We start from the raw sequence: 7,019 nt of genomic DNA on the forward strand, positions 1-7,019 counted from the left end.
TGATACTCTCCCTCAAGCGTCCCCTTTGTCAATACCCTGCCACCTGAATCCTTACGATTTGTGGTCTAAATTTAGATTCCCTTTGTAACTCTTGTACAGGAATTCCATAAATAGGAGTTTGCAAACTTTGAGCATGACCAATAGTAATCTCAAACAGCCATAACCTCATTTGAGTCATAGCGGCCGTGTCTTCATCCTTAATCAAGCAAGCATGTTTAAGGCTAGCTTTTGGGGTAGAAATATCATCATCTTCTTGATTTTTAAAATATGCTTTAACAGCTTTGTTATGTTCCAATCTAACTAAATCTTGAAGATGTTCAAACTCACTAAAATTATCTGGTAGCGGCATAAATTGTTAGGCATCTGGATTCAAATCACTTGCAATTGCATCTGTTAAATAAGCTAGGGTACTGTTAAATTATCCATCGATATAATCTGCATTCAACTTGTTTGTTTTTAGAGATAAAGCACAGACACCAACAGCCTCCGATGAGTCAACGGAGAGCATAACTTGAGATTCGATATCATCATCAGAGCTTGGGTTGACATTGTTTGAAGCGATTAATTTTACATAATCAAATACTCTAGAAAAGGTTGCTACAGCTAGATGCTTTTCAATATTTGTTACTTGAATTAATACCGTGTATTTCCTTGTCATTGTTGCTTCACCATTAGGAATCGGCTGATTATTACTGTCTAGTGCTGGTACAAAATAGGTAAATGTTTTTACTTCTGCACTAATAGATGGTGTTAATCGCTTCGGTGGTGTTGTGACTATTTCTGGAAATTGAGCAACCATTAATTATCATCCTCATCAGCTTCTTTATCGGTTCCCGCTAGTGGTAAAGCTGCACTAGCGGCTTTGGCTTGAGATTCTTTCTATGCTAGTTTTACCGCTTCAGGTAAATCTGCTTTTTGCTTACTAGCATCAGTTTCCTTTAAAGAATCATCAAGCTCTTTTTTCTGCTCTACAATCTGTCCAACTGTTTCTTTAATTGATAAAACCTCACTTGCTACCTGGTCTACTTGAGAAATGACGTTAGTAGCGTTTTCCAGAGCAGTGAAGTATTTATTTTGGAAGTTAACATTTGGATTCATCCACGAGTAAGCTTTTTCCCCCACGACTCCAAAACGCTTTAGGGAATTAGCTACTTTTGCATTCCATTGCCCGATAACTTCTAAAGCACTTAGAATAGATGCACTGAGAGATTGAATTGAATTTAAAAGATTGGCAGCGGCTTGATAAATGCGATTTGCTCGTTTCCAAGTAGCATCAAGGGTTTTGTAATTCTCTTCTCCAATTGCACTTTTAATTAATCCTTCAATACCTTTGCTAATTACACTTCCAATATCAAATGCTTGCCCCTCAGCATCTTTTAGTCCTACGATGCTAAGAAGATTCCCAACAACACTTAATAGTGTTTGTCCAAGGTTATTGGAGAGCATTGCACCATTATGAACACTGGCAGCAAAATTCATAATGTTTAGCACCCGATCTAGATGTGCCCATTGTGCAAAGCGGGTAAGTTTCCCGCCAATACCACCAGGAAGTTGATCGCCCAGTCTTTGCAAAATGGTTTGTTGCCCCGCCAGTAGTGCAGCATTTGCACCAGTATTGACAGCATCTAAAATATTGGCTGCATTTGTATTGTTGTTATTAGTAATATCTGCTGCATTATCTTTTAAGACTTTATTCATGCACCCACCCGGTTGAGTGGTTCGACAAGTTCCAGTAGCCGCAGCTTGTTCGATTTGTGGAATTGTTGGGATATCGGGTCTAATTGCGGCGGCGGCTCTCGCTGGAATGGCAGGCAGTATTCCAAGTATTTGGTCTAACTTTGGTAGCGCTTGTTCATTCACTTTTACTTGTTCCCCTAACTTAGTATCAATTTTGGTGATTGTTATTTTGTTATCCTCAACTTCTTTGGTTGTCTGTTTTAGTTCAGTTTTTAGCAACCCTAAAGACTCTTTGTTTGTTCGTTGGAACTCTTCAAAACGTTGGTCAGCCGTTAGGTTACTTTGCCGTTGAAAATCGCTGAATTTAGCATCAAATTCTTTTGATAAGTTTGACTGAGTGAGTTCAACAATTCCTAGTGCTTTATTATTATCCTTTTTGAATTCATCAAAACGCTGGTCAGATGTTAGGTTACTTTGCCTTTCAAAATCGTTGAGCTTTTTATCGAGTTCTTTGGAGAGATTAGATTGTTGTAAATCTCTGATATTCAGCGCCTTGTTATTGTCAGCGACGAACTGGTTAAATTTTTCATCCAATTGCTGTTGTATAGGAGTTAGATTTGGTACACCTTTGTTACGTGCCTCATTCATTGCTGCATCGGCTTTGGAATTTACAGTATTAAGAGACTGTGCTAAATTCCCTACAGAACTTGCTAGTACTGGTATTTGAGCTACTTGCCCTTGAAGACTGCCAATCGTGCCAGCAAGCAGCCCTACTTGAGATTGCAGAGGTGTTACAAGCGCTCTTGCCGCCGCAACTGCATTTGTGGTGATGTTATTAGTGTCTACAGCCTGAGGACGAATGGCGTTGACTTGCGCTTTTGTTGCAGCTAGGTCTGATTGGATTTTTGAAATGGTGACATTTACAGATTTTTGAAAAGCCTCAGAAACACTATTGTTAAACTTTGAAATAGTCGCATTGATTGATTGAATTTTGGCTTCAAAGCTTACGCGCTGCTCTGTTATCTTGGCTTCGATTGCTGTTTTATTTGCTCGTGCTTCATACAAAGCATCATTGGCTAGTTTTCTTGCTACTTCTGCTAGCCCAGTGACAATCTTTCTTCCTTCACGAGCTTCATAAAGTGCATCGGTAGCTTGTTTTTTAGCATCTACTGCGTTTTTAGCAATAGTGTCTGTTTGTTTATTAAGTCGAGCAAAGTCTTTGGCATTAGCGTCTAATTCTTTATCAAATTTATCAACTTTTGATTGGATTGTTTTTATCTTCAATCCATTATTTACGGCTATTGTGTTGGTCTTTGTAAGCTCAATTCCTATCTGACTAAGGTCATCAAAAGCCCTGCCTGTGACAAACTCTTGAAGCTTAACTAAAAGGACTAACCCAATTGCCGAAAGAATGCCAAGAATACCACCAACACGAGAAGCCTTATCAATGACAGCGCTGCCTAGGATATTTTTAAACAGTGCAGATTGTATTTTTTCAGTTAAATCAGTAGCTTTTTTTGTAGCATCTGCAACTTTCTTGGCATTAGCAGCAGTGTTTTTCAGATCCTTCATGCGTTTGGCGACTTCTTTGGCTCCACTCTTCGACATGAATTGAGAAGTGGCTCTCTGTGCCTTCTTTGCTTCTAAAAGTATCTTTCCTGGTTGACCATTTGCGTACTTTGATAATTTGTACGCTCTTAGTGATGACGGCGATAATTGCTGAGTAATGGTCATACGTTATTCATCTACAAAAAAGTCGATAATCGCTGAGAAGATTGATTGGGCACTATTAGCAACCTTTGTATGCTCTAATGCTGTGTTCATTAAGTCAGCAAGGTCATCAACGCAGTCTTTGATGATGCCACCAAGGTCTAGTACATCGTCTTCTAGTTTTTTTACGCGTCGTTCAAGGTCATTATTATTATTGTTGTTATTATTTTTATTATTCTCGTCGCAGCACTGTTTTTGTTTCTGCTCTAAATCTCGCAAGCGTCTATTTTGTTCATCAATTTTACGGTTCAACGCGACAAGACCCTGGTCAATATCCTGACAAATTTCAGCCATTTATCTACCAACTTTTGAAGCGATATTTTTTAGCTTGCTGCCTACTTTTTGACACGGCACACAGCAATATCCGGGATATCTTCCATGTGTGCATTTGTGGCTTCCTTCAGGGCAATCGTCATCACAAGATACGGTGTATTGATAGTCGTCAGATGGGTATATTTTCCCATTAACAGATATTCCTTGGACAAAAGTCACTTGGTAGCTACAAGTGCTTTCATTGTCAGCGTAATAATTATCAAAATCACTAATGATTTGATTGCCATTAATGCTTGGTAATGGGCAATCCCTTATCGGATTTGTTGGCGCACCATTGTTATACTGCTGTCCTGGGGAGGTAAAATATACCTCGTTCACTTTGCGGTCAAAAGTCTTGTTTATTGCTGCTTTTGTATTGTGGATGTAGGTTTCGGTCGACGGGTAAGCAAGTTGAACATCTGCCGGAGCATCAACAATTACTTCTAACAAAGGTGAGAGTATTCTGACGGTTGCTTTGCCTTTTCCGGTGCAATATATTGTCACGTTATCCTACCTTCCACAAGTCAATGATGGTGTAAGTTTCGACACTCCCATCTCCCACAGTTCCGCCTAAGTTGTAGATACTAGATACTGGGTTATTAGCGTAATATTGAAAACCCAAGGATTGATTGGCACTAATACTAAACTTCCCAGATAATTCCAAGTTTGTATATGCCCCATAAGTTGGATCACAATATCCATTACTACCTATTAGCAATGCGGTATCTGTTGTTATATTCTGCAATTTCGTTTTGATGTTTGTTACAGAGTAGAAATTGCTAGAAGCCCTGATATAGTAAGTCCCCGCAGGTAATGTAAAAGAACCGACACTAGGAATCGATACTAACGCAGTTTCGTCTGTAGAGATAGTATTTATTGCTCTGTTTGTCCAGGTCGCTGTTGTTGCTGCTCCTGCATTTGTTCCAGAGGGTTTTGTTTCCCTTAGCTGGATATAAAAAGTCTAGGAGCTTTCACCCGCTAAGAAATTTCCACGTGTAATTCGTCTAGTGATTCCATCAGTCTGTTGAACTACTATTAAGTCGGAGTTATCTGGAGTAGTTTTTTCTGTGCCAATATCTTTAATCTGTTTGAACATCATAGGAATGGATGACAAAAGTACTTGTTTTGATAACGCTGTGATCTCGTTCTTTTAAGAAGTCATCCCAGCGAAAAATCTCTAGGAATTCCCAAAGGTTTCGATTGTCATAAGTGATGGAATTATTTAATTCATCGGTGATTTGATTGCCGTTTTCATCAGTTAGCACACCTTGAAAATTACTTAGTACTTGCAAGAGTATTGCAACTACTAATTGTTCGGCGCGATTATTCCCTGTAGCAGTTAGTCCCACTGCTACCAAATCAGATTTTTTAATCACTAATTCAGTAGCAGTTTGATAAGCACTATCACCAAATAATTCTTGAAGGGTTAGTGCTTGCATGATTAATAATCGTCAGGGTCAATGACATTCGCTCCGGTCAGAAGTTTGTCCACTTCTACAGAAATAGTATTTCTGAGATAAATGGTGTTGTTTCGCGTTGTTATCGTAGGACTGAAACCATCTGTTATGGCAACAGATTGGTCAATGTTGGTGTCGCGGGCTTCATCTGTCAGCGTTACTTGAGCTTTCAATGCAACTGCTATCAGCAGTGATTCAGCAGTATTGTTTGCTGATGCTGTTAGCCCTACCGACGTAAGATCAGATTTTTTAATTACCAAATCGGTAGCTGTTTGAGAAGAGTTTGCACCGAATACTTCGGCGAGGGTTCTTTCTGGCATAAAAACGGATTTTGATGAGGTGATAAATCCGTTGTATGGCTGATTGAAAATAATGTAAATGTTCCACTTTTATGTAGAAGTGGTATATATCCCGATGACGCGTATTCCTTGCTAGCAATAGGATTGAGCCAATATTTACGAGTAGTGAATATTTAGGAAATTCCGCTTTCACCTCTGAACCAGGTAAAAGCGGAATACTATAAGTTTCTTTTTTATATCTATGCCAAAGAATAACAGAAAGGGAAAAGCCGCCGTATTGACAGATGGTGAATATTCAAAAATCAGACGGCAGATCCGAACTGAGAAGTACAGATTACTTTTAGACCTGGCTTGGTTCACTGGTGAACGGTGGGGGGCGCTGGTTCAACTCAAAGTAAATGATGTTTACGATCGCAATGGCTTGCCCAAATCAGACATCATTTTCCCCGCGATCATCAGAAAGCACAGGCCAGACGGGACAGCCGAAACAACAGAAATTCCAGTGCATCAAACTTTGAAAGAATCTCTAGAGCGATACAAACCACAAACAAATAGTGAATGGCTATTCCCTTCGAGATGTGGAACTAAACCAATTACTTGGAAGAATGCCTATAACATTTTGATGCGAGCATCAGATGACGCGGGATTTGAAGCTAAGGGTATTTCTACTCACAGCACCCGGCGCAGCATGGTCAACAAATTGCGGAAAAGTGGAATTGCTAAAGAAATCATCCGAACTTTCACCGGACACCGCGACAACAAAGGACTTGACCCTTATTTTGAAATTGAAATGGACGAACGCCGCGGCGCGATCGCAACTCTATGAACCCCAACCTCCTATTCCTGCAAATTGAGATATTCTTTGAGCGCTTGCAGCACGGCGAGTACGATCATCCTGTGTATTTGGCTATGGCACTGGAGAATTTGACCAACCAGGCTTGGGATGAGGTTGATCGGCTTTATCCAAATCTGTGACAAAGCATGAAACAAGCGGATAAGCTGAAAATCTAAAATCTAAAGACAACTATTTGCGATCGCACTTTATCCTATTTAGCGCGATCGCTTTTTATTGGGCATTGGGCATTGGGTGCTGGGGACTGGGGACTAGAGGAATAATAACTCGTAACTCCTAACTCTCTACTCTCTGTAAAATTAGCTTGTAACACGCACTCCTTAGACAATAGACATGAGCAAAACCAGAGTAAGAGGCATTCCTTGGCAATCTGGGTGGAACAGTGGCAAAACAACCTCGATCCGCGTACCGATTGCGCTCAAAGGTGACATTTTGACTTACGCTAGGTCTGTTGATTCCAAGCTGGTCAACGATCAAAGTCATATCATCCCCGGTTCAGGGGATTTTTTACAAATAATTGACCGCTACATCGCTTGGAGAACCAAGAATTATCGCTCTACCCAGCTTTTCGCAAAACCAGACATCACCGCTCGTACCGGGAGCAACGCGATTTTGTGAGGTTGGGCAAAAAAGGTGCGATCGCTAAAAACT

Annotated in this window: 11 protein-coding genes; 3 read left to right on the forward strand and 8 right to left on the reverse strand. The window is 40.2% G+C overall.

The window, feature by feature from the left end:
- Positions 1-28: 28 nt before the first annotated feature.
- The 8 genes from HWQ39_RS10695 to HWQ39_RS10730 form a co-directional block, all read right to left on the reverse strand.
- Positions 29-349 carry a hypothetical protein gene (locus HWQ39_RS10695; RefSeq protein WP_292844027.1) on the reverse strand — a complete coding sequence of 107 codons (321 nt, stop codon included), beginning with the start codon at positions 347-349 and terminating at the stop codon, positions 29-31.
- Positions 350-418: 69 nt separating this feature from the next.
- A complete protein-coding gene (locus tag HWQ39_RS10700; protein ID WP_292844029.1) occupies positions 419-799 on the reverse strand; it encodes a hypothetical protein in 381 nt (126 codons plus the stop codon).
- A gap of 80 nt (positions 800-879) precedes the next feature.
- Complete coding sequence (locus HWQ39_RS10705; RefSeq protein ID WP_292844031.1) at positions 880-3,411, reverse strand: hypothetical protein; 2,532 nt, start codon at positions 3,409-3,411, stop codon at positions 880-882.
- A gap of 3 nt (positions 3,412-3,414) precedes the next feature.
- Complete coding sequence (locus HWQ39_RS10710) at positions 3,415-3,741, reverse strand: hypothetical protein (RefSeq protein WP_292844032.1); 327 nt, start codon at positions 3,739-3,741, stop codon at positions 3,415-3,417.
- Positions 3,742-4,209, reverse strand: a complete 468-nt coding sequence (locus HWQ39_RS10715) for a hypothetical protein (RefSeq protein WP_292844034.1) — start codon at positions 4,207-4,209, stop codon at positions 3,742-3,744.
- 55 nt (positions 4,210-4,264) lie between these two features.
- The gene (locus tag HWQ39_RS10720; RefSeq protein WP_292844036.1) at positions 4,265-4,504 is read right to left on the reverse strand and encodes a hypothetical protein; all 240 of its coding nucleotides are present in this window, start codon (positions 4,502-4,504) and stop codon (positions 4,265-4,267) included.
- A gap of 334 nt (positions 4,505-4,838) precedes the next feature.
- On the reverse strand, positions 4,839-5,198 hold the full coding sequence (locus HWQ39_RS10725) for a hypothetical protein (protein WP_292844038.1): 360 nt from the start codon (positions 5,196-5,198) through the stop codon (positions 4,839-4,841).
- A 2-nt stretch (positions 5,199-5,200) separates the two neighbouring features.
- Positions 5,201-5,536, reverse strand: a complete 336-nt coding sequence (locus tag HWQ39_RS10730; RefSeq protein WP_292844040.1) for a hypothetical protein — start codon at positions 5,534-5,536, stop codon at positions 5,201-5,203.
- Between the two features lie 220 nt (positions 5,537-5,756).
- Here HWQ39_RS10730 and HWQ39_RS10735 point away from each other — a divergent pair, with 220 nt between their 5' ends.
- From HWQ39_RS10735 to HWQ39_RS10745, 3 genes are all read left to right on the forward strand, one after another.
- Positions 5,757-6,341: a site-specific integrase gene (locus HWQ39_RS10735; RefSeq protein WP_292844042.1), complete on the forward strand. Its 585-nt coding sequence runs from the start codon at positions 5,757-5,759 to the stop codon at positions 6,339-6,341.
- Positions 6,338-6,490 (forward strand): hypothetical protein, encoded by a 153-nt coding sequence (locus tag HWQ39_RS10740; protein ID WP_292844044.1) that lies wholly within the window; start codon positions 6,338-6,340, stop codon positions 6,488-6,490. The genes HWQ39_RS10735 and HWQ39_RS10740 overlap by 4 nt, the downstream gene beginning before the upstream one ends.
- Before the next feature lie 211 nt (positions 6,491-6,701).
- Positions 6,702-6,986, forward strand: a complete 285-nt coding sequence (locus tag HWQ39_RS10745; protein WP_292844046.1) for a hypothetical protein — start codon at positions 6,702-6,704, stop codon at positions 6,984-6,986.
- Positions 6,987-7,019 lie beyond the last annotated feature (33 nt).

Source organism: Nostoc sp. NMS8 (assembly GCF_017115045.1).
Lineage (GTDB): Bacteria > Cyanobacteriota > Cyanobacteriia > Cyanobacteriales > Nostocaceae > Nostoc.